This window comes from Microbacterium enclense, assembly GCF_001456955.1.
Taxonomy (GTDB): domain Bacteria; phylum Actinomycetota; class Actinomycetes; order Actinomycetales; family Microbacteriaceae; genus Microbacterium; species Microbacterium enclense.
On sequence record NZ_KQ758472.1, the window covers coordinates 193,964 to 214,928 of the forward strand.

The following is a 20,965-nucleotide window of genomic DNA, read 5'->3' on the forward strand; positions in this document are numbered from 1 at the left end:
CGCCATGACGGCCCGGGATCGGCCGGAATCGGCATTGTCGGACGCGCGGAAATGAATCACAGATCTCCCCCAGATCATGCGCCGAGCCCGACATTCTCCGAGGTCGGCGTCAAAACGAAGTGTACGGCACGCGCATTTCGGAGCCGTAACGTGCACACGCGGCGCTATGCTCCGCGCGACACGGGTCCCGCGCCTTCGCGGGCATCGCCGGCGGCGAAGGAAGCCGCCCGCGAACTATCCGCGTACGCGTCGCAGAATGCTGCGATAAGCATTCATGGTCTGCGTGGCGATGACGTCCCAATCCAACGCACGCAGATCGGCGCGCTCCGGTCGACCCGATGCGACGGACCATTCCAGGGCGTGCGTCAGATAGGCCGAGGTCAGATCCCCGTCGTACAGGCGCACCCAGTGGTCGCCGAGTTGCTCCTGCAGTTCCCGCATGGCGCCCAGCTGCGGGACGAGTACCGGACGATCCGCGGAGACGGCGAGGATCGCCGACCCGGAATTCTGGATGCGCGCATACGGGAGGATCACCAGGTCGGCGGCGGCGAGCGCCGCCGCGATGTCGTCGTCGGGGAGGAATCGCGCGTCGATCACGATCCGGTCGTCGCCGCGGGCGGCGTCTCTGATCTCCGTCTCGAGCTCGGGCGGGGAGATCTTTCCGGCGATGAGCAGCGTGGCATCCACCCCGCTCTCGCGGAAGACGCGGATCAGGTGCGGAACGTTCTTGTAGCGGCGGATCTGCCCGACGCTGGCGATCACGGGACGATCGACGTCGAGCCCGAGCCGTCGTCGCGCCTCGACCCGGTCCACACCGAAGTCGTACGAGTCGCGGTAGTGGCCGTGCGGGATGACAGCCGCCGGGACCTCGGCGAGCGCAGGATAGGCAGCCCGGGCGCTGACGACGCCCTGCTCGGTCAGCGAGATGATGCCGTCGACGTTCTTCAGCAGCAGCCTGTCGGCCAGGGCGCGCAACCGGGCCGTCGAGCGCTCCTCGTGGGCCGCCACGTTGTGCACCGTCCACACGAGCGCGGTTCCCCGGCGGCGCGTGAGCGCGAGGCTGCCGTAGAACAGCGCCAGCCGGCAGACGTGGCGGTAGAGCCGCGGCCCCGACAGGAACGACAGGTCCGGCCAGTGCAGGTGGATGACGTCGGTGCGCTCGAGCAGGAGCCGCCCGTAGTGCAGGTCGCGCACGACGGCGCCCTGACGCCGGAGTGCGCGGTACAGGTCGGCGGTGTAGGGATTCGCCTTCTCGGTGCGGAAGGCGGGCTCCGCCTGCACGACCAGCGGATGCCGCGCCGTCGTCGACGGCTCGCGGCCGAACAGCGTGCGCTCGGCCGCGGGGAACCCCCGCCGCCACGACCGGCGGTGCGCCCACGCCTGGCGGTACGCGTCACGCGAGCTGCGACGCAGCGCCTCCAGGACGGCGCGCAACGCCACGCCCGCCTGCAGCAGCAGGGTGGCGACGAGCGCCACCGGAGCCGACCAGACCGTCGTGAAGTACGTGACCTTGCCCGCGAGCACCATCGCGAGGCGGCGACCGCTCGAGCTGCTCGAACCGCCCACGTCGTGTCGGATGACGGCATCCGGGACGATGACCGGCCGGAAACCGCGACGCCACGCGCGCGTGGAGAACTCGGCATCCTCGCCGTAGAGGAAGAAGCGCTCGTCCATCCCGCCGATGCGGTGCCACACGTCGCGGCGCGACAGCAGGAGGCACCCCGTGACGATCGGCACCTCGCGAACGGAATCGCGCTTCCACCGCCCCAGGGATTCCGGATCGAACACCGCGGACTTCTTCGCCACGGCCGACGCCCCGGTGGCGTAGCACAGTAGCGACCACAGGCTCGGGGCGCCCCAGCACGACGACGGATCGAGCGCGCCGTTCTCATCGACCGTGCGGCCGCCGTAGACGCCATGCTCGGGATGCGCCTCGGCGAAGGCCACCAGCGCCTCGAGCGACCCCGGGAACGCCGAGGCGTCGGGGTTGAACAGCATCACGTAGTCGGCGGTCGACGCGTCGACGCCCCGGTTGACCGCCCGGGCGAAACCGAGGTTCTCCCCCGCGTCGATGAGCGTCACTCCGGGGTGCGCCGACCGGATCGCCTCGAGCGAGCCGTCGGTCGACCCGTTGTCGATGAGAACGACCCCGAGCCACTCCAGGCCGAGGCCGACGAGGGAGTCGATGGCTTCGAGCGTGCGCTCGCGGGTGTTGTAGTTGACGATGATCGCGTCGACGGTGGGCGCGCTCACGCGCCGACCTGCGCGGCCGCGGGGGAATCGACGTCCTGGCGGTACGCGATGACCTTGGCGGGGATGCCGCCGGCGATCGCGTTCTCGGGGATGTCCTTCGTCACGACGGCTCCGGCGGCGATGATGGCACCGTCACCGATGGTCACCCCGGCGAGGACGACGACGTCGGCCCCGAGCCAGGTACCCGACCCGATGACGATGTCGTCCTCGGCCTTGGGCTGATCCATCGGCGGGATGCCCTTCGCGATGCCGTAGTTCGACGCGGTCACCGTGACCCGGGGGGCGAGCAGCGCCTTCTCCCCGAAGGTGATCCGCCCCGTGGAGTTGCCCGCCCAGATCGTGGAGTACTCGCCGATGCGCGTGCCCGCGCCGATCGTGATGCGCTCGCCGTTGCGGAACGAGACATTGGGCGCGAAGCTCACGTCCTTGCCCCGGGTGAGCTTGCGCACCTGCGACACGTGGGCGTACCCGTAGAAGTGCAGCACACGCAGACCGTGGATGTACACCCGGGGGTCGAGCACCGACGCGCCCGCCACCAGCACCTTGCGGATCCGGCTCATTCGTCCACCCCTTCGAGCATCGAGCGCAGCCGGCGGGCCACGCCTTCGGTGTCCAGCTCCGCGCGGGTCGTGACCGTCACGGTGATCGTGTCGCCGTAGACCGCGGCGAAGACGGCGAGCTCGTCGCGGCGGTCCGACGCCGGCAGCACGATGAAGCGCTCGACGACGTCGCCGGAGAAGTACCGCGGCTCGCGCGACCATGGGACGAGGGTCACGTAGCCGATCGAACGCCCCCGCGGCTGGTCGTCCTCGGAGAGGCCCCGCGCGAAGGACGCGACCTGCGCGCGCACGGATGCCACCACCTCGGGCAGCCCCGACGACGGCGTTCCGTGGGCACGGAGCATCTCGACGTGATTGCGGATCGCGCGTTCGCCCTTCCGGCGCCGCGACACGGGGACCATCACGTCGATGCCGTCGAGGTCGTCGTCGACCGCGCACATCGCGGCCGCGACGATGAAGTCGTTGAGCGATCCGCGCAGCTTCGCAGCGCGACGGGTGGTCGCCGAGGCGTCGACCTCGAAGAACGTGTCGGTGAACGGCGGGATGAACTGCGCGCGCAGGTCCTTCCGCGTCGCGTAGACCTCCTTGAGCGGACGGATGTTGCGTCCCACCACGCGCTTCATCCGCTTGACGACGGGCTTGCGCCAGTACTCACGCCAGGCGGCCGGGGCGTCGGGCTGCGCGTCCCACCAGCTGCGCGCCGCGTACAGCGGCACGAGCAGGCGCGATGCGGGAGGCCGGGAAGGGCTCGGAGCGATCGTCTCCTCGACCTCGGCGCTCGCCTCGGTCAGCTCGGTGAGGCGTTCCATCGCCCACTTCGCGTCGCCGTTGGCGTGATGCATGCGCGCTCCGAAGGCCACCTGGCCGGTGTCGAGCGACGTGAAGGTGAAGTCCCACAGCGGACGGTCCCGCGGCAGCAGACCGCGGTCGCCGTCGATGAACCAGCGAAGCGGCGTCGAGCGCAGACCGTGCGTCCCCTCCGGGAAGTGCACGTGCGCGCGCAGGTCGAAGTCGTCGGCGGGCACCCAGGCGGGTGCCGTCATCCCGAGCGGGGAGTCCACGACACGCAACCGGAACTCCGGAACCCGCCGCACGAGACGTTCGACGCCCGCCAGGATCTTCTCGCGATCGAGCGATCCGTCATCCAGGCGCAGGTTGCGACCGTGCAGCACCAGGATGCAGCCGGTGTGCATCGTCTCGTACTTGATATCGGACGCCAGGTGCGTCTCGTCGAGGATGCGCAGCAGCTCGACCGAGACCGGGGTCGTCGAGGGGTCCGGCGTGGGGGGCGAGCCGTCACCCGTGGCCGCGGGCGCGGCCGACGACACGAACCGCTCCCCGATGACGGGTGAGCGCCACGCCTGACGTGCACCGGTGACGATGCCGCTGAACATGGCGTGCTCGTGGGCACCCGGCTTGTTGCGCGCGAACGCACGGACGATGCGCACCACCGACCGGCCTCCCAGCCGCCAGGCGAGACGCGCGCCGAGCACCGGATCGATGCGCACCCACTTCGCGATCATCGCGCCCAGCCCGAGACCGTAGCCGCGGTGGAGGTTGACGTAGTCCTGGCCCTCGCGGGTGTTGTTGTGCCAGACGATGCAGGTCTCGTCGTGCACGATGGTCGACCCGCCCCGGGCGATGCGCACGAAGATGTCGAGATCCTCGGCACCGGCCCAGGGCTTCCCCGCGCCGAGCTGGTCGTCGAAGCCGCCCATCCGCAGCAGCATCTCCCGCCGGAACGCCATGACCGCGCCATGGCCGGCATCCAGACCCTCGACGGGGGTGCGGTACAGACGCTCGCGGCGGTACGGGGCCTTGGCCGCGGACTCGGAGCGGTGCAGCATGCGCCCCGTGACGGCGCCGACCGTGGGGTCGTCGAAGTGCGGGAGCACGACGTCGATCCACCCCTCCTCGGGAAGGCAGTCGTCGTCGGTGAAGATGACGAACGGCCGCCCGGAGGCATGGATGCCGGCATTGCGCGCCACCGAGAGTCCGGCGCCAGCGCGCACGTAGACGACGCCGGCCTCCTCGGCGATCAGCCGGGTCTCGTCGGTGTCGGAGGCGCTGTCGACGACGACGACCTCGGTCTCGCGGGGCGTGGTCTTGCGGATCGCAGCGAGGGCTTCGCGCAGGAAGGCCGGCCGGTTGCGGGTGCAGACGATGACGGAGATGTCAGACGGCGTGAGCATGCGCACCCTTCGTCGTCGCGAGGTCGCGGGCGGCTTCGTAGCAGCCGACCAGCGTCTCGGCCGCGGCGTCCCAGGTCAGTGCGGGGACGTGGTCGATCGCGGCGGCGCTCATGCGCGCGAGCGTGGAGCGGTCGCGCGCGAGCAGGTCGAGGTGGGCGAGGAGCGCGTCGACGTCGCGGGGTTCGTGGAACAGGCCCTGCACGCCGTCGTCCATCAGAGCGCCGGAGGCGGTCGAGACCAGGGGCACGCACCCCATGGCCTGCGCCTCATAGGTCACCAGCGCCGATCCCTCTTCGATGGTGGGCAGGAGCAGGACATCGGATGCCGCGAGCGCCGCCTCCACCTGATGCGAGAAGCCGATGACCTTGACGCTCGGGTGGGCGAGCCTGTCGGCGAGCAGCGCTTCGTAGGCCGGCAGCATCCGCCCGATCACCGTGAACGTGCCCTCGCGACTCGCGTCCGACCGCAGCCATGCGTCGAGGGCGTAGTGCAGGCCCTTCCGCGGTTCTCCGAGCCCGACGTAGACGGCTCGCAGCGCCGCCGCCGCCTCCGACCGCGGCCTCGCCCGGCGCGATCCCGGCCGGAAGCCGTACTGGTGGCGCAGGACGCGGTCATCGTCGAACCCGGCGTCACGGAACGACCGGGCGACGAACTCCGACGGGGCGAGGATGGCGGTCGCGCGCGACCAATCGGCGCGCTCCATCTCGAGGCGACGGGCGTTGGCGGTGTGCGCGGTGTCCACCGTGCCCTGCAGGCCCAGGGCGGCGACCTCGTCGGCCACCACCTTCCACGCGTACTCGGTGTGGGTGTTCGGCGCTTCGCGGACCACGGCGATCCCCCGCTCCCGCGCCGCCTGGGCGGTGCGGCCGGGTCCGGTGGGCCAGAGATGCACGACGTCGAACCCGCCACGTGCGGCGATCTGCGCCGCGCGGTGGTCGTGCCACGCGAAGGCGCGGTCGCGTCCGATCAGGCGGTGGGGAATCCTCCGGCCTCGCACCGTGAGGGTCTGCGTCACCCGCACACCGGCCGGCAGCGGCCGCGCGATGCTCGCCGCGACCACGTGCACGTCATGGCCCAGCCGCGCCAGTCCGTCGACCTGGTTCCACGCCGTCCAGCCGATCCCCGGCGCTCCGAGTGCATGAGGAAACGAAAAAAGCACCCGCATCGAACATTGCCCCCGTTTCGGGCGGGCATCGAATTGAAAACGTCAATGCTCGCCGGTCTCCTACTGTGGACACGGGGAGTCGGCATTGCAAGTCGAGCACTTGTTGTACACCGGACTGACGCGACGTTGTAACACGTGCGAATCGCTAATACCAGACGTTGCCCGCATACTGTCAAGGTGAGGTCGATCGGTTCTGCCGGTCATGGGGTGTCTTCGGGGATCCTCTCATTCGCCATAGGTGGCTCAAGTTACATCGTCGCCCGGGGGGGCGACTGGAGGGGAAACAATGGAAATTCCGAAGTATCTGCTTGTCCTGTGGAAGAGCAAGTGGCTCCTCGTCGTCGGCGCTCTCGTCGCCGCGGTCGCCGCATTCTTCGCCGGTTTCACGATCGTCAACGGTCAGGTCGAGCCGCGTGCTGAGCAGTCCTACCGCGCCGGCACGACCCTGCTGCTGAACGGCCCCGACCAGCCGCTCTACCAGGCCGTCATCCCGGGGCAGGAGCTCCAGGAGGGCCAGACCCAGCCGCAGAACGTCGATCTGACCTCGCGCGCCATCCTGTACGCCTACCTCATCAGCGGCCGTGACATGCGCGCGACCGTCGAGTCGCAGATCGGCGCCTTCTCCGAGGAGGAGACGCTCACCGCTCTGCGCCGCACCACCCAGCCCGCCGGCGACGAGTCTTTCGCCGGTCGCTACGTGCTGCCCATCCTCGAGGTCGTCGGCACCGCCACGTCGCCCGAGCGCGCCGAGCAGATCTCGCGTGTCGCCGCGCAGACGTTCGAGGCACAGGTCGTCACCGACCAGAACGCCGCCGAGATCCCCGAAGACAACCGCGTCGTGATCACGACCATCGACGAGAAGGCCGCAGCGGCCGTCGAAGGCTCCAACCCGGCGATCCCGGTCGTGGTGACCTTCCTCGGCGTCTTCCTGCTGTTCGTCGCCGCGGCGTACATCATCGCCGGCTCGAAGGCCTCCCGTGAGCGCAAGCGCGCCATCAAGGCCGGTCGCACCCGGGGCGGATCGACCACGGCGCAGCCCGCCGAGGACGACGCCGAGTTCTCGTTCGACGACCTCCTGCCGGGACAGGACCCGGACTCCGCGACGGGCGCGAACCCGTCGCGCGTGCGCAGTCGGTCCTCCCGCGTCGAGTCGGCACCGCTTCGCAGCGACGCCTGAGCTGACCAGGCTCCTCCCGTGTCGCTGAACACATCGCCGACGCGGGGGCCGCTCGATGCTGCCCCCGCGTCGCCTCCCGCCGCACCGGCGGTGACCGACGACGAGGTGACCCTGCCCGCCGGCCGGATGATCCTCGCCGCCGTGATCCTCATCGCCGTGGCCGCCGTCTCGGTCATCTTCCTGCCCCCGATCGCGGCCGGCGGCGTGATGATCGCCGTCGCCCTCGCCGTGCTCGCGCGGCGGATCCTGACCTCCTGGGTCGGGTGGCTCGGCATCCTCGTCGCCGTGGTGATGTTCATCCCCATCCGGCGCTATGCCCTTCCCATCCCGCTCCCCTTCCAGCTCGAGGCCTACCGTCTCGTGCTCGTCGTCATGTTCGCCGGGATGATCGCCGCGCTGCTGCTCGACCGCGACCGCACGTGGAAGCCGGTCGGCTTCGGCTGGCCGATCGGGCTCTTCTTCATCAGCCTGCTCGTGTCGATCCCCATGAACGGCACCCAGCTCGTCGAGGAGAACCTCGGCTCCAGCGCCGTCGGAACGCTCGTCAACTGGGTCGTCCTGCTGTCGGTGTTCTACATCGTCCGGCAGATCATCGACACCGAGACCATCGCCATGGGCCTGGTCACCGCCCTCGTCTGGTGCGGCACGGTCGTGGCCGTCCTGTCCGTGTTCGAGCGCGTGACGCGTATCAACGTCTTCCACCGGCTCGAGTTCTTCCTGCCGCTGAACCTCATCGCGGCCGACGGCGAGTCCTTCCGCGCCGGCGGATACCGCTCCTTCGGATCGTCGCAGCATCCCATCGCCCTGTCGGTGATGTTCTGCATCCTCATCCCGCTCGCGATCTATCTCGCACGCTACGGCCGGTGGCCCAAGAACGAGTGGACGCGCCGTCTGGTGTACTCGATCGTCACCATCGTCCTGATGATGGGCGTGCTGGTCGCCGTGTCGCGCACCGCCGTCATCGTGCTCGGCATCATGTTCCTGCTGACGCTGCTGCTGCGTCCGTGGCTCGGCATCACCCTGTTCGCTCTGGGGATCCCCGCCCTGGCCATCGGCGCGGCCGCGGTGCCGAAAGTGTTCGGCACCCTGATCCTGTCGTTCCTCGACATCGACGGCCTGATCGCCTCGCAGCAGACCTCACCGGGGTTCCGCGGCGCCGGACGATTGGCCGATCTCGGCCCCTCGCTCATCCAGGCGTCCCAGTACCCGTTCTTCGGCACGGGCCTCGGCAGTCGCATCGTCGTCGGTGAGGAGCAGAACGCCTACATCCTCGACAACCAGGTGCTCGGCACCCTTCTCGAGGTCGGAGCCGTCGGCGTGCTCGGCCTGGCGATCTTCATCCTCGCGCCCCTGGTGATGCTGGGCGCGTGGGCCTTCACGACGGCGCGCGACGAACCGCGATGGGCGATGCTGGCATTCGCCCTGTTCCTCAGCGGCGCCGGATACGCCACGGCCCTGTTCTTCTACGACGCGTTCGGCTTCATGCAGACGTTCTTCGTCTATTCCATGTTGCTCGCCGTCGGCGCCTGGCTCCTCACGGCCAGCCCGCCCGCGGTGCGGGCGCGCGAAGCCGGTGAGGGGATGTTCGTCCGGTGGCCGCGCCCGCAGGCGGCGACCGGGGCCACCGCATGACGCCGCGGATGTCGATCGTCATCCCCGCCCACGACGAGGGGCCCCTGGTCCGGCAGAGCCTGGAGCGGATGCTCCGCGGTGCCGAGCCCGGGGAGTTCGAGGTGGTGGTCGTCGCGAACGGATGCTCCGACGACACCGCCGCACAGGCGGCGGCGGTACCCGGGGTCGAGGTCGTCGAGATCGCGCAGGGCTCGAAGATCGCGGCACTGAACGCCGGAGACGAGCGGGCCCGGGTCTTCCCGCGCGCCTACATCGACGCCGACGTCACGTTGACGGTGTCGGCACTGCGTGCCTTGGCCGAGGCGCTCTCGTCGACCGACTCCCCGCGCGCGGCAGCGCCCCGCCTGATCGTCGACCCGTCTCGCTCGAGCCTGCCCGTGCGCGCGCACAGCCGCATCTGGGCCACCTCGTCGTACCGGTCGCGCGGTCACGTCGGCTCCGGCGTGTATGCGGTGAACGCCGCGGGCCGGAAGCGGTGGGAGGCGTTCCCCGATGTGATCGCCGACGACCGGTTCGTGCAGCTGCGCTTCTCCCCGGAGGAGCGGATGACGCTCGCCGGCGAGACCTTCACGGTCCACGCCCCGCGCACCATGCGCGCGCTCGTGCGCCGCGGTGTGCGCATCGAGCTCGGCAATCGCCAACTGCCCGATGACAGCACGGAGCGCGACCGGGGCGGCCTGCTCGCCCGTGTTGCGCGCACCCCCCGCCTGTGGGCGTCTTTTCCCTTCTACCTCTGGGGGTACGTGATGCCCAAGGCCATCGCCCGGCGTCGTTCGGCCGGTCCCGTCGCGTGGGACCGCGACACTTCGCTGCGAGAGGCGGCACGCCGATGAGCAGCGACCTCAAGCACAAGGCGTCGCGCGGCGCCGCGGTCACCGCGGGCGGTCTGTGGATCAAGACAGCCCTGCAGCTCATCTCGACGATGCTGCTGGCGCGTCTTCTCGATCAGTCCGACTTCGGTCTGGTGGCGATGATCATGGCGATCGTCGGCGTCGCCGACCTCGTGCGGGACTTCGGAATGACCGGCGCCATCCTCCAGGCCAAGAAGCTCACCGAGGACCAGTGGCGTTCGCTGCTGTGGTTCTCGGCGATCCTGGGCACGGTCCTGATGATCGGCATCGCCGCCTGCGCCCCCCTCATCGCCCTGCTGTACGGTGAGCCCCGCCTCGTCGTGCTGACGCTGGCCATCGCGCCGACGCTCCTCATCAACGGCCTGTGCATGCCCCTTCAGGCGTCGGTCCAGCGTGACCTGCGTTTCGGCACCCTCGCTCTCATCGACATCATCGCCATGGCCGTCGGCGTCGCCCTGTCGGTGGTGGCGGCCCTCGTCGGCTTCGGCGTCTGGTCGCTGGTCGTCTTCGCCGGCGCCGGTCAGGTGTACCGCCTGATCGCCCTGTGGGTGGCGGCCAAGCCCCGCTGGGGGCGCCCGCGCGTCGGCCGCGACATCCGGCCACTGCTGTCGACCGGCGGCAGCCTCTTCGGGGTCCAGCTGCTCAACTACGCCTCGCGCAACCTCGACAACGTGGTGATCGGCCAGCAGATCGGTGCCGCCGCTCTCGGTCAGTACTCCCGCGCGTACGCGCTCTTCCTGCTGCCGCAGCAGCAGCTGACGGCTCCCCTCGGCCGGGTCGCGCTTCCCGTGCTCAGCCGTCTGCAGGACGACGGCGAGCGGTATCGCCGCTACATCAGCAACGCCATGGTCGTCATCGGCTACCTGGCGCTGCCCGTGTACGCCATCGCCGCGGCGGTCGCCCACCCGCTCATCCTGCTGCTGCTGGGGCCGGGGTGGGACACCGCGGCGGATGCCTTCGCGCTCCTCGCCCTGGCCGGTGTGGCGCAGGCCGTGGGCAACGTCAACGGCTGGATCTACATCACCCTCGGGCGCGCTCACCGTCAGCTGGTGTACTACGCCATCACCCGCCCGATCGTGATCGCCGCCTTCTTCGTCGGCGTGGCGTGGAACGGCGTGAACGGCCTGGCGCTGCTGTACGGCCTGGTGACGTTGACCCTGCTGATCCCCGGGTTCCTCGTCGCCACCCAGGGCACGTTCCTGCGCAGCGGCCGCGACATCGGCGTCCCGCTGATCCGTCCCGCGATCGCGGCCGGTCTGGCCTTCGCCGCATCGTGGGGCACCGCGCAGCTGCTCGTCGACGCGCTCGCGATCTTCCAGGTCGTGGCGGGCGGTCTCGCCGGCCTCGCCGTCCTCGGCATCCTGTATCTCGTTCCCGGATACCGCCGTGACTACCGCATGATGCTCGACTTCGTGAAGCAGGCCCGCAAGCCCGCGCCGCGAAAGGCCGCTGCGCCGACGACCGACGCCGCGGCCGACGCGGAGCCGACGGCCGCCGAGATCGGTGTCGAGGCCACGCCCGTCGACGTACCCGCCACCGTGCTGGGGGCCGACGAGCCCTCCGCCGGAGAACTCGAGGCCGCGCTCGAGGAGGAGAACTCCCGGCGCGCACGGAGGAAATCATGAGAACCCGTCCCCCCGCGATCCTGAGCGCCCTGGCTCTCGTCCTGGTGCTGGCCGGTTGCACCGCCCCGGAAGCCGCACCGCCCGCCCCGACCGAGACCTCGGCCGGCGAGCTGCGAACGGTCTCCTCGATCGCCGTCGTGGGCGACTCGATGTCGGTGGGCATGTCGGCCTGCGGCACGCGCGACGCGTGCCCCGCGGCCTCGTGGGCACTCGGCACCGACTCCGCCGTCTCCTCCATCCGCGAACGCCTCGTCAGCGCGGAAGGCGGCGCCGAGATCGAGCCGCTGTCGCTGGCACGTCCGGGGGCGGTCGTCGCCGACCGCGTCACCGCGGTCGAGAAGGCGAAGGGCAAGGCGGCCGACCTCGTGCTCGTCGCGGTCGGTACGAACAACGTGTGCACGAGCAGCATGGACAAGATCACGCCGGTCGACGAGTTCGGGCAGACCTACCGCGAACTGCTCGAGACGATCCGGGCCGGTGTCCCCGACGCACCGATCGTCGCCACCTCGCTTCCCGACATCCGCCAGCTCTGGGAGGCGGGACGCAGCGACTCCACCATCGTGCGGTTGTGGAACGAGAGCCCGTCCTGCCGGACGCTCCTCGGCGATGCCGACTCGGATGCCGCGGCCGACGAGGCTCGGCGCGACTCCGTCATGGAGACCTGGGCGGGCTACAACGCCGCCATCATCGAGGCGTGCGCCGGGGTGTCGGCCTGCACGACGGATGACGGAGCCATCAGTCGCATCTCGTTCTCGCTCGACGACATCTCGACGGCCGATCATTTCCACCCGTCGGCGTCCGGCCAGGCGAAGGTGGCCGAAGCCGCGTGGCCGGCGGTGCGGAAGGCCCTCGGCGGCTGAGTCGACACGGCGACACTCCCCCGTCGCCTCCCTCCCGGATGTCGGATGGACGCGACGGGGGCGTCAGACCGCGAACGTCTCCGCCGGGCGGTGACGGGCGGACGACCGCAGGATGAGATCGAGCACCGCACGGTGCCGCGAGCTCCAGCTGTTGCCGTCGACGAAGGTCTGGCGGTCGGCGTCGGACAGGGGTCCGCGCGTGAGTGCCTCGTCGATCTGCGGGCCCATGTCGGCCGTGCGGGCCGAGAACGTCACCCGGTCGTGGATGCCACGCACGGGCGGCAGATCGATGGACACCACCGGAAGACCGGCAGCCAGGTACTCATAGACCTTGAGAGGGCTCATCGCCTCGGTGAGCGCCGTGCGCCGGTGCGACAACAGCGACACGTCGCAGTTGCGCAGAGCCGCCACGAGCTCGCTGCGGCCGACGCCGGCGTGCTGGTGCACGTTCGGGACGTCGCGGAGAGGGCGCGTGTAGTCGGGGTCGGGCGTCGGGCCCAGCAGGATGACGTGCAGATCGGGGCGCTGCCGCGCCAGTGCCGCGATGCCCTCGACGTCGAGGCGGTTGTCGATCGTGCCGACGTAGATCGCACGCGGACCCGGGATCGCGCCCAGCCAGTCGGGGGCCGCGGGGCGAGGACCCGACCACTCGCCGGGATCGACGCCGTTCGGCACGACAGTCGCGGGTCCGCGGGGATCGATCCGGTCGATGATCTGCTGCGACACCGCGGCGACACCGACCTCGCTCTCGCTGATCTGGCGGTAGGCCGCCGCGTAGGCCGGCCAGTACGCCCGGCGGGCCTCCGAGCTGAGCCAGTCGTCGCGTCCGAAATAGGTGACGGTGTCGGCCCAGCTGAACGGGCAGAAGGCCGCGACCAGCGGATTGGTCGTCACGATCGCGGGGCGGGTCATGCCCGCCCGGACGGTCGCGGTGCGCAGTTGCACGTCGTACGAGCGGTAGGTGCGTACGATGGCCGACACCCCGGTGGGGTCACGACGCGCCAAGCGCGTCGGTGTGATCAGGCGTCGATCCTCACGAGCCGGGAAGGACTCGGCCGGCCGCAGCCCCCGCGCCACGATGCTCGCCAGCGACCGGAAGGGGTTCGCCACGAGCAGCCGACCCACCTCGTCGGACGACATGAGCGTCTGCAGAATGCGGTCGGGCGGGCGCATCATCCCGCGGGCGGCGGCGTCGGCGTACGTCTCGTACGAGAAGGTGAAGACGACGTCACGCGTCATGACACGATCTCCCGCAACACACGGGCCGGGGCGCCCACCGCGACGCACCGCGGCGGCAGGTCGGAGGTCACGACGGCATTGGCGCCCACCACGGTGCCGGCGCCGATCGTCACGCCCGGCATGACCACGACGTTCTGCCCGAGCCAGGCGCCACGACCGATGCGGACGGGAGCAACGCGAGCCAGCGGCTGATCACGGATGGGGATGTCGGGGTCGTCGAATCCGTGGGTGTGATCGGAGATGTACACGCCGCGGGCGAGCGCCACGGCATCCTCGATGATCACCTCTTCGACCGCGGTGATCGAGGTCTGGTTCATCCGGACGCGGTCCCCGATGTGGATGACGGGGCCGGCGGCGTCGAGCAGCGGCACCATGAACCATGACGACGGGCCGATGAGCACGTCGCGACCGACGACGACCTTCTGCGGGTTGCCCGCGCGGAAGGGGAGCATGATGCGCGAGCCCCGGCCGAAGTCGGCGAACCCGGTGGCCGCGATCTTCGTGTAGGCCGCATCGCGCGCGCGGGTCGCGTACTCCATCAACGTCATCGGGTTGATACCCCGGCCCGTCATGACAGACCCTCGACGTTGCGTCGGGCCGCGCGGGTGACGGCGTCGCGTGCGGCCAGGATGCGCGCGCGCAGTTCGTCGCGCGCGTCGATCGCCGTCGTCACCGCGGTGAAGAGGTCGGCGTCGAACGACGAGCCCGGAGCGACGCAGAGTTCGGGGGCTCCGAACAGGTCCATGAGCCCCTCGACCTTGCCCTGCGTGGCGACCGTCACCGGGGGCGTCCCGGCCATGAGCGACATCACCGCGAGGTGCATGCGACCCGTGACCGTGACGGCTGCCCGCGCGGCGAGACCGCGGATCTCGGCCGGTGCGAGCAGACGCGGCACGAGATGCACGTCGGCATCCTCGCCGGCAGCGCTCACCAGGGCCTCGCACAGCGGCAGATCGTCGGCACCGTGGCGCGACACGTGCGGCACAACCAGAACGACGAAGCCTGCGGCCCGCAGCGTCTGAACGACCCGCACGTAGGCGGGCAGCCGATCGCCGACGAGCCCCGAGGCGTTCACGAGCGCGAGCTCGCGGTCGCCGAGATCGGGCAGCAGACGCTCCACGAGCGAGTCGTCGCGCGAGGTAGCGGCGAACACGATGTCGGCACTGTCGTGCACCGTGAGACCGTCGGTGCGCGCGCGTGCGGCCGACCGGGGATCGCGCAGGTACAGCCGCACTCCCGTGTCGCCCGCGCGTCGCAGCGCCGCGACGGCCCGCTCGTGCGGTGCCGCGTTCCAGCTGAACCCGATGATGCGAGTGGGCCACCCGAGACGTGCCAGGCGCTCGGCGAGTCCCGCCCGGTTGACGGAGGCCCGCAGCACGTAGGCGCCGTCCATGATGTCGGCGCCGATGACGGAGAACGAACGCGCCGACCGGAGTTCCCGGGAGAGCGCGCGGACGTCGCGTGCGTGACCCACGGCCGACCCGTAGACGAGGGCGGGAAGCGGGACGACGCGCATCCGGTCTCGAAGGGCCGCGGGCACGTCGAAATCCTGCGTCGAGCGGGTCAGCACCACCACCGGCCCGTCGACGTTCTCGACGAAGGCCTCGACCAGAGCCTGATCGCCGATGTTGCCGCGTCCGGGTGGGGCCAGCAGCAGGTGGTTGCGCGCCCCCGTTCGGGGCCGGGCCCGGATCAGGAGGCGATCGACGAGCCGGATCAGCCCCTCCGACTGCAGGGGTTTCGCCAGGCGGCGCAGCACGCTCACTGAGCGCTCGACCGGAGGACGTGGACGGGGCTCCGGCGAAGCGACGGAGTGATCAGAGTTTCCAAATGGCCCTCAGGTATTCATCGGTAGGAGTGGGAGTGCGCTGCTCGAGCCACGCGGAATCTACGGTTGAAAGCGTCGGGTCATTCGTCCAACCTCCGGAATTGGAGTAGGCCGTCGTCGCCGATGTGAAAGAGTTCTCTACGGATGCCCAGACGCCCGGGACGCTTCCGATCATAATGGAATCGCGCGCCGACATAACGCCGTTGGTCCCCGACCCGTTGGCAGCCTGAGGCCACCCGCCCGAGGAGCTCTTCGCCCCCTCCGGCAGCGGATAACGCTGCAGCATGCGGCTGCCCGCGACCACGAGGGAATGCTCGAAACGCACACCGCTCGCCAGTTCGGTCGGAATGAATGCCGCATTGGTCGAGGCGAAGATGACGGTGTCCTTCATCACGACGTTGCGCAGCGCATGCGAACCGGACAACTGGTACGTGTCGAGGTGCGCCGTGGATCCCGTCGGCTTGTACATCGACGCGATGTAGCAGCCGATGATCGAGAGATCCGTCACGGTGCTGCCCGCCGTGCGGGTGGCCCACGCATCGGATTCGGTGAGCTGGGATTCCGGCGTGACGCACTCGACGAACTCGACGTTCGACACCGCGGCCGTCTCGTTGCTCGACACGTTGAAGGCCCGCCCCTTCGACCAGGCCCACGCGAAGTCGGAGACTCCCGTGAGCACCAGCGAGTTGGGGAAGGTCCAGAAGCCGACGAAGCTGACGCCCACGACGCGGTCCAGGCGGATCGATGCGTCGAAGCCGACACTGGCGGACCCGTCGCGCGGCATGATCAGGATGCGGCGTCCGCGCCCGGCCTGACCCGCACCCTGCAGCACGGGCTTCGCCGACGACCCGGCACCGTTTCCGGCGAGGCGCCCCGGGCGCACCAGAATGCGTACGTTCCCGTTCGGCGAGACCGTCCGCAGCGAGGCGATGGCGTTGGCGATGGCGGTCCAGTTGCAGTCGCACTCGATGGTCTTGTCGAACACGTCGGTGGGTCGGGGCGTCCGCGACGGCCAGTGCGAGCCGTCGGGGCCGAATCTGTTCGATGTCAGGGTGGCGGCGGACGCGACCTGCGGCGTGAGGAGTGTGGAGGCGGCGAGCACGGGGACGACGGAGAGGAATCCGATGAAGGACCGGCGGCTGATGGCATGCATGCGCGCAAATATATGAGCACGCGGAATGCGCAGACAACGTTTTTCACAAACGACCGCGGAACGTAATCGAATCTTCGTTTTTCGAACGGGGAAAGAACACCCGAGAACCTTTCCCGCCCTCGGCGATGCCTCGCCACGCGTGGAGCGTCAGCGAAGGCGCCAGATCCCCCGCAGCCGGTCATCCGTGGGCATGGGCGCCTTCTCCTGGAGCCAGCTCGAGTCGACGTCGCCGAGCGACGGGTCGGACTGGAAGGAGCCGTTGATCGCCGCGGGCGGTTCCGATGCCGAGACGGTCGTGTTCTCGGCGAGCGAGAACGTCCCGCGCACCCGACCGATGAAGATCGAATCCTTCGCGCTCATCTGATCGGTGGACTTGGCCGCGTTCACCGCCGCGGGCTGCCCGGAGGTGAAGGCGTTCGCGCCGTCGGGCAGCGGGTAGCGCTCCAACATGCGGTCGCCCCCGACGAGCAGGGTGCGGTCGAAGACGATCCCGCTGGCGTCCGCCGTCGGGATGAAGCCGGCGTTGGTCGACGAGAACAGCACCGTCCCCTCCACCAGCAACCCGTCCATGTCGGCGTTGCCCGAGAGCTGGAGCGTGTCGCAATGCGCGGAGGAGTCCTCCCCCTTGTAGGTCGGTGCGAGGTAGCAGCCTCGCACCGCGATGTCGCGGAAGGCGTTCGATCCCGTCCGGAACGCCCAGGTGTCGGCATCCCCCGCGGCCGCCTCCGGAGTGACGCACTCCACGAACTCCGTGCCCTCGGTCGGGCCGCTGTCGCCGGACGTGATGTTGAACGCCTGCCCCTTCGACCACGCCCAGGCGAAGTCGCGCGTCGAGGTGAGCACGATGCTCTTGGGGAACGTCCAGAAGCCGGCGAAGGCGACACCCACGACGGCGTCCATGCGCAGCGAGCTGTCGATCGTCACCGACTCCGTGCCGTCGCGCGGGATCACGAGCACCCGCGAGGCGCGTCCGTCACGCCCCACCTGCGACAGCACCGGCTCCGACGTCGATCCTGCTCCGTTCCCCGACAGTGTCCCCGGTCGCACCAGCACGCGCGCGGAACCGTCCGGAGCGGCGCGGTCGACGGCGACGATCGCGGCAGCGATGGCCTCCCACGTGCAGTCGCACTCCACGCTCGCGTCGAACGCGTCGTAGGCCCGCGGCGTCCGCGACGGCCAGCGCTGGCCGGTGGGACCGAAGACGTCGCCGGAGTCCGGGATCTCGGGAGGGGTGGATGCCGCGGCGGGGCCGACGGCGCCGAGCCCGCCTTCCGCCGCCACCGTCGGCGTCGCGGCCGGAGAGGTCGGCGCCACGCGCTCCCCGTCCGGCGCGCACGCGGCGACCACCGCCACCGGCGTCAGAAGGAGGAAGGACATCGCGGTCCGTCGGGAAATATCGGTCACTGTCGGCTCCGAACGCTCACCAGCGGACCCCACCGCTGTCGCTCCAACCCTACGCATCGGGTGTGTCGTCGATATGACGAGGGACGTTCTCTGCGTCACTTCACGGCGAGACGGCGGCGCCGCACCGCGGGAGGCGGGGGGCCGCAAACGGCGCAGGGCGACCGCATCGCGAGGGAGACGGCGGAACAGTGAGGGTGCCGGCTACAGGACTCGAACCTGCAACCCCCGTTTGGGCGACAAAGCCTATCGGGGCTTACCGATTTCTCCCGCTGATCGGGCAATACCGGCCCGACCATTTACCCTGGGTGACCGCCGGTGCCCGACGTTTCCCAGCGAAAGCGATGGGTAAGCGATGGATCAGGACGCGAACAGCTCCAGAATCGAACGCACGTCGGGCCCCTCGTGGAGCCGCCTGATGTAATGCCGCTTCGTGATCTTCGGCGACTCGTGCCCCAGCTGGCCGGCGGCCGTCTCGTCGTCGGCCTCGGTCGCGACGAGGGTCGCCACCGCCTTGCGGAACGTCCTCGGCGTCACCCAGTCTTCGTAGCCGTGCGCAGCGCGGAACTTCCGCCACTGGGTGCGGAAGTTGTTCGGGCTCCGCAGCGTGCCCGTGACGGAGGGGAAGACGAACTCGCTGTCCCGAGTGCGCTCGGTGAGCGCGTCGACGAGGAACGGCGGGAGGATCAGCCGGCGGTGCGACATCTCCGTCTTCGCGTACCCCTGCCGGTAGAGACCCTTCCCCGTGATCTCCTTCACCGTGCCGGTGACCTCGATGTACGGGATGTCGACGAGGTGCACGTCCTGGTCCCACCGGAGTGCGAACACCTCGCCGGTGCGGATGCCGGTGCCGAGGATCATGTCAACGGGGTCGGCGATGTCGGTGCGGCGGAGCGCTCCCCCGTTCGTGAGGCGCGCGTCCCACTCGGCGAGCTGCGCGCGCGCGCGGACGACCTCGGCGACGTCCAGGGTGCGAGGCTCGGCCGCCTTGCGCGGGATTGAGACGGCGTCGCGCACGGGGTTGAGGGGCATGGCACCCTTCCGCACGGCGAGCCCGCAGATGCCGCGGAGCACCACGCGGCAGAGTCGAGCGGTCTCGGGCCCGCTGTTCACCATGAGCGCTTCGAGGAACCGGTCGACGGCCGGCACGGTGACCTCGCGCACCTGCAGCCCACCCATGCCGCGGACGATGTGCTTCATGTTGCGGCGGTAGAGGTCCTTCGTTCCGTCGCTGACGTCGCGGCGCTCGAGCTCCTTCGTCCATTCCTCGACGACACGGCTGAGGCGGGTCTCGGGGGTGAGGTCCTCAGCGGGGAGGCGCGCGCGGTCGCGAAGAGCCTCCTTGAGCGCGTTCTCAGCCTTCTGCCCGGAGGGGCCGCCCCGCTCGACGATGCGGGTGACGCCGTCGTAGTCACGGAACCGTGCGCGCGCCACCCACTGGCCAGGGCCGAGCTGCACGCGGTTGATCGTGCCCCACGTGCCGACGGGCATCGGAGGTCGGGCCATCTCAGGCGACCTCGATGCGCTGTGCCCAGGAGCCGGCGCCCATCTTCGGTTGCACGTAGACGACGTCGCCGACGCGCATGAGCACGGCCTGGAATGCTTCGAGCGTGGTGCGCATGACGCCGAGCTCGAGCGCCATCGCGCCGACGTGGCCGTCACGTAGTTCTTCGACGTGGCGATAGTCGTCGAGGGTGATTAGTCGCAGCGCGCCCCATTCCTCGGCTGCGCGTTCCTGCTTCGCGTGGACCGGGCCGAAGCGGGTGGGCGTGTGCGCGAGGGCGTGGTGGCCGAGCTCGTGCGCGAGGACGCAGCGGTGGAGGCGCGCGTGCATTCCGGGGCGAAGGCGGGTGACCCTGCGGTCTGTCCAGGATTGACCGTCGCGACCGTCGGGCAGTCGCCCGTGCTCGATGCGGATGCCGCCCTGCCGGGCGAGGTCCTCGAGGTACTCGTCGATAGGGGTCATTGCTCGTCGGTGGGCTCCGGGTCGGTGGGGCGGGCTACGGCGTCCAGGTCATCTTCGGTGGGGGTTCCGACATCGGCGCCGAAGCGGCCGCGGATGACATTGTCCGGGGCGCTGATTTCTTGCGTGATCGCGCGCATAGCGCCATCGACTGCGCGGGGCCGGCGGTCCACCGGTACGGCCTCGATCAGGGTGCCGAGGATCCCGAGCCAGATGTCTGTCTGCTGGTCGAACGAGACGGGTTCGATGTCGATGCCAAGAACTTCATAGATCCGCTGCAGCACCTTCGCCTGCGGGGTGGTGTTGCCGTTCTCGATATCGCTGAGCGTCTGTCGAGAGACGTTCGCGTTCTCGGCGAGCTCTTCCTGCTTCATGCCCTGCTCAAGTCGTAGCGACTTGACGCGGCGCGCCAACGTCGCGCGCATCTCGGCAGTCAATTTCGCAGGTGAATTTCTTGACATGGCCTTGAACGTATCATGCCCAGAAATAAGGGCACAAGGTCTTCTTTTCTTGACATGGCGTCCAGTCTTGTCCCCCAAATGGGTTGCTTTTGTGTCCAGAAGTTGTCTACAGTCCTGGACATGAACCAGCAAAGAACGGCCGGAGAGGCCCTCCGGACACTCCGAGGGATAGCCGGTCTCACTCTCGACAGGGCTGCCGAGATCGCCGATACCGCTCCGGCCTACCTGTCCAAAGTCGAGAACGGTCGCCTGGTGCCCACCGTCGGCTACGTCGCGAATGTGACCGCAGCTATCGCGGGTCACATGAAGGAGACCGGCTCTCTCACGAACAAGGTCGCGTCGTGACTTCGTCGGGCGAGGTCCTCACGATCCAGCAGGTCGCGGAGGTCACCGGCCTCGCGGTGCAGACGCACTACAACATGCGCTCCAAGGGCGAGGGGCCGCGCATGTGGCTGCTGCGCGGGCGCGTGCGCTGCTACCGCAGCGACCTTGACGCCTGGATGCGCGAGCAGTCCGGCGCCGACAACGTGGCCCCGCTCAAGCGGACCGCCTGACCAACCACAGATGAAACGCCCCCGGCGGCAACCAGGGGCGAATCGAAAGAG

General features: G+C 69.7%; 19 protein-coding genes. 7 read left to right on the forward strand and 12 right to left on the reverse strand.

Annotated features, from left to right (window positions below; translation table 11 throughout):
• Positions 1–234: 234 nt before the first annotated feature.
• From AS029_RS12605 to AS029_RS12620, 4 genes are read right to left on the reverse strand one after another with little or no spacing between them, the layout of a single operon-like run.
• Positions 235–2,253, reverse strand: coding sequence for a glycosyltransferase (locus AS029_RS12605; protein WP_058232933.1), 2,019 nt, complete (start codon positions 2,251–2,253; stop codon positions 235–237).
• On the reverse strand, positions 2,250–2,813 hold the full coding sequence (locus AS029_RS12610; protein WP_058232934.1) for an acyltransferase: 564 nt from the start codon (positions 2,811–2,813) through the stop codon (positions 2,250–2,252). The genes AS029_RS12605 and AS029_RS12610 overlap by 4 nt, the downstream gene beginning before the upstream one ends.
• Positions 2,810–5,005, reverse strand: a complete 2,196-nt coding sequence (locus AS029_RS12615) for a glycosyltransferase (RefSeq protein WP_058232935.1) — start codon at positions 5,003–5,005, stop codon at positions 2,810–2,812. Before AS029_RS12615 ends, AS029_RS12610 begins: the two co-directional genes overlap by 4 nt.
• A complete protein-coding gene (locus AS029_RS12620; RefSeq protein ID WP_167345270.1) occupies positions 4,989–6,164 on the reverse strand; it encodes a glycosyltransferase family 4 protein in 1,176 nt (391 codons plus the stop codon). The genes AS029_RS12615 and AS029_RS12620 overlap by 17 nt, the downstream gene beginning before the upstream one ends.
• Before the next feature lie 292 nt (positions 6,165–6,456).
• Between AS029_RS12620 and AS029_RS12625 the strand changes: the two genes are divergently transcribed.
• From AS029_RS12625 to AS029_RS12645, 5 genes are read left to right on the forward strand one after another with little or no spacing between them, the layout of a single operon-like run.
• The gene (locus tag AS029_RS12625) at positions 6,457–7,347 is read left to right on the forward strand and encodes a hypothetical protein (protein WP_058232937.1); all 891 of its coding nucleotides are present in this window, start codon (positions 6,457–6,459) and stop codon (positions 7,345–7,347) included.
• Positions 7,348–7,365: 18 nt separating this feature from the next.
• Positions 7,366–8,979 carry an O-antigen ligase family protein gene (locus AS029_RS12630; RefSeq protein WP_058232938.1) on the forward strand — a complete coding sequence of 538 codons (1,614 nt, stop codon included), beginning with the start codon at positions 7,366–7,368 and terminating at the stop codon, positions 8,977–8,979.
• An 8-nt stretch (positions 8,980–8,987) separates the two neighbouring features.
• A complete protein-coding gene (locus AS029_RS12635) occupies positions 8,988–9,812 on the forward strand; it encodes a glycosyltransferase family 2 protein (protein ID WP_167345271.1) in 825 nt (274 codons plus the stop codon).
• On the forward strand, positions 9,809–11,455 hold the full coding sequence (locus AS029_RS12640) for a lipopolysaccharide biosynthesis protein (protein WP_058232940.1): 1,647 nt from the start codon (positions 9,809–9,811) through the stop codon (positions 11,453–11,455). The genes AS029_RS12635 and AS029_RS12640 overlap by 4 nt, the downstream gene beginning before the upstream one ends.
• Entirely contained in the window at positions 11,452–12,315 is an 864-nt protein-coding gene (locus AS029_RS12645; protein WP_058232941.1) for an SGNH/GDSL hydrolase family protein, read from the forward strand. The genes AS029_RS12640 and AS029_RS12645 overlap by 4 nt, the downstream gene beginning before the upstream one ends.
• Before the next feature lie 63 nt (positions 12,316–12,378).
• Here AS029_RS12645 and AS029_RS12650 read toward each other — a convergent pair whose 3' ends face one another.
• The 8 genes from AS029_RS12650 to AS029_RS12685 form a co-directional block, all read right to left on the reverse strand.
• The gene (locus AS029_RS12650) at positions 12,379–13,554 is read right to left on the reverse strand and encodes a glycosyltransferase (RefSeq protein ID WP_058232942.1); all 1,176 of its coding nucleotides are present in this window, start codon (positions 13,552–13,554) and stop codon (positions 12,379–12,381) included.
• Positions 13,551–14,126 carry an acyltransferase gene (locus tag AS029_RS12655; RefSeq protein WP_082642298.1) on the reverse strand — a complete coding sequence of 192 codons (576 nt, stop codon included), beginning with the start codon at positions 14,124–14,126 and terminating at the stop codon, positions 13,551–13,553. Before AS029_RS12655 ends, AS029_RS12650 begins: the two co-directional genes overlap by 4 nt.
• Positions 14,123–15,319: a polysaccharide pyruvyl transferase family protein gene (locus AS029_RS12660; RefSeq protein ID WP_058232944.1), complete on the reverse strand. Its 1,197-nt coding sequence runs from the start codon at positions 15,317–15,319 to the stop codon at positions 14,123–14,125. The genes AS029_RS12655 and AS029_RS12660 overlap by 4 nt, the downstream gene beginning before the upstream one ends.
• 52 nt (positions 15,320–15,371) lie before the next feature.
• A complete protein-coding gene (locus tag AS029_RS12665; RefSeq protein WP_058232945.1) occupies positions 15,372–16,535 on the reverse strand; it encodes a twin-arginine translocation signal domain-containing protein in 1,164 nt (387 codons plus the stop codon).
• Between the two features lie 147 nt (positions 16,536–16,682).
• The gene (locus tag AS029_RS12670) at positions 16,683–17,912 is read right to left on the reverse strand and encodes a hypothetical protein (protein ID WP_058232946.1); all 1,230 of its coding nucleotides are present in this window, start codon (positions 17,910–17,912) and stop codon (positions 16,683–16,685) included.
• 384 nt (positions 17,913–18,296) lie between these two features.
• Positions 18,297–19,442, reverse strand: coding sequence for a site-specific integrase (locus AS029_RS12675; RefSeq protein ID WP_058232947.1), 1,146 nt, complete (start codon positions 19,440–19,442; stop codon positions 18,297–18,299).
• A 1-nt stretch (position 19,443) separates the two neighbouring features.
• Complete coding sequence (locus AS029_RS12680) at positions 19,444–19,902, reverse strand: ImmA/IrrE family metallo-endopeptidase (RefSeq protein WP_058232948.1); 459 nt, start codon at positions 19,900–19,902, stop codon at positions 19,444–19,446.
• The gene (locus tag AS029_RS12685; RefSeq protein WP_058232949.1) at positions 19,899–20,324 is read right to left on the reverse strand and encodes a helix-turn-helix transcriptional regulator; all 426 of its coding nucleotides are present in this window, start codon (positions 20,322–20,324) and stop codon (positions 19,899–19,901) included. Before AS029_RS12685 ends, AS029_RS12680 begins: the two co-directional genes overlap by 4 nt.
• Before the next feature lie 156 nt (positions 20,325–20,480).
• Here AS029_RS12685 and AS029_RS12690 point away from each other — a divergent pair, with 156 nt between their 5' ends.
• Both AS029_RS12690 and AS029_RS12695 read left to right on the forward strand, forming a co-directional pair.
• Positions 20,481–20,705 carry a helix-turn-helix domain-containing protein gene (locus AS029_RS12690; RefSeq protein WP_167345272.1) on the forward strand — a complete coding sequence of 75 codons (225 nt, stop codon included), beginning with the start codon at positions 20,481–20,483 and terminating at the stop codon, positions 20,703–20,705.
• Entirely contained in the window at positions 20,702–20,914 is a 213-nt protein-coding gene (locus AS029_RS12695; RefSeq protein WP_058232951.1) for a helix-turn-helix transcriptional regulator, read from the forward strand. Before AS029_RS12690 ends, AS029_RS12695 begins: the two co-directional genes overlap by 4 nt.
• The last annotated feature ends 51 nt before the right edge of the window (positions 20,915–20,965 follow it).

Coding starts and splice junctions, on each gene's coding strand:
- AS029_RS12615 (WP_058232935.1), bottom strand. CDS start 5,005: ATGCTCACGCCGTCTGACATCTCCGTCATCGTCTGCACCCGCAACCGG.
- AS029_RS12655 (WP_082642298.1), bottom strand. CDS start 14,126: ATGACGGGCCGGGGTATCAACCCGATGACGTTGATGGAGTACGCGACC.
- AS029_RS12635 (WP_167345271.1), top strand. CDS start 8,988: ATGTCGATCGTCATCCCCGCCCACGACGAGGGGCCCCTGGTCCGGCAG.
- AS029_RS12680 (WP_058232948.1), bottom strand. CDS start 19,902: ATGACCCCTATCGACGAGTACCTCGAGGACCTCGCCCGGCAGGGCGGC.
- AS029_RS12610 (WP_058232934.1), bottom strand. CDS start 2,813: ATGAGCCGGATCCGCAAGGTGCTGGTGGCGGGCGCGTCGGTGCTCGAC.
- AS029_RS12640 (WP_058232940.1), top strand. CDS start 9,809: ATGAGCAGCGACCTCAAGCACAAGGCGTCGCGCGGCGCCGCGGTCACC.
- AS029_RS12665 (WP_058232945.1), bottom strand. CDS start 16,535: ATGCATGCCATCAGCCGCCGGTCCTTCATCGGATTCCTCTCCGTCGTC.
- AS029_RS12675 (WP_058232947.1), bottom strand. CDS start 19,442: ATGGCCCGACCTCCGATGCCCGTCGGCACGTGGGGCACGATCAACCGC.
- AS029_RS12685 (WP_058232949.1), bottom strand. CDS start 20,324: ATGCGCGCGACGTTGGCGCGCCGCGTCAAGTCGCTACGACTTGAGCAG.
- AS029_RS12625 (WP_058232937.1), top strand. CDS start 6,457: ATGGAAATTCCGAAGTATCTGCTTGTCCTGTGGAAGAGCAAGTGGCTC.
- AS029_RS12670 (WP_058232946.1), bottom strand. CDS start 17,912: ATGTCCTTCCTCCTTCTGACGCCGGTGGCGGTGGTCGCCGCGTGCGCG.
- AS029_RS12645 (WP_058232941.1), top strand. CDS start 11,452: ATGAGAACCCGTCCCCCCGCGATCCTGAGCGCCCTGGCTCTCGTCCTG.
- AS029_RS12690 (WP_167345272.1), top strand. CDS start 20,481: ATGAACCAGCAAAGAACGGCCGGAGAGGCCCTCCGGACACTCCGAGGG.
- AS029_RS12650 (WP_058232942.1), bottom strand. CDS start 13,554: ATGACGCGTGACGTCGTCTTCACCTTCTCGTACGAGACGTACGCCGAC.